Annotated in this window: 1 protein-coding gene; it reads right to left on the reverse strand. The window is 44.7% G+C overall.

Annotated features, from left to right (window positions below; genetic code table 11):
• Positions 1–579 (reverse strand): EAL domain-containing protein (locus A3757_RS01655; RefSeq protein WP_156506096.1); only part of this gene is annotated, 579 nt, incomplete at both ends.

Below are 579 nucleotides of genomic sequence, written 5' to 3' on the forward strand. Positions count from 1 at the left end.
GTATTATCTAGATGCGTGATCGCCATGCTTTCGGTGATCTCAAAGCAGACTTTATGGGGCGGCACCTTATTCTCTTCAAAGAGATTAACCAGAAAAGCTGAGAATTCTTTTTGACCAATGCTCTGTGGACTGAGGTTAATACTGGCACAGCCGAGCTTTTCCAAGTGCTCGGGGTGTTTACCTAACCAAGCGAAGTAATTCTTGATGACCCAGCGATCTATATTAGGCATGAGGTTATAGCGTTCTGCCGCGGGCAAGAACTGGCCTGGAGAACAAAGGTTGCCGTTGCTATTGATCAGGCGAAGCAGGATTTCGTAATGAAAGTTTTGCTCTTGACCTTGGTTGGGCGCAATGTGTTGAAAGACTAAAAAGAACTGATCATTCGTTAGTGCTTCTTTAATTGTTGTGACCCATTGCATTTCGAGCTGTCGGAACTGTAGGTCTTTATCAGACTCAATGAATACATGAACACGATTACGCCCTTGGTCTTTGGCCATATAGCAAGCAGCATCCGCCATGGCTAGTAGTTGTTCTACATTCTGGTGATAAGGGTATATTTCAACCAAGCCGATACTGACG

It is taken from the genome of Oleiphilus sp. HI0117 (assembly GCF_001635235.1).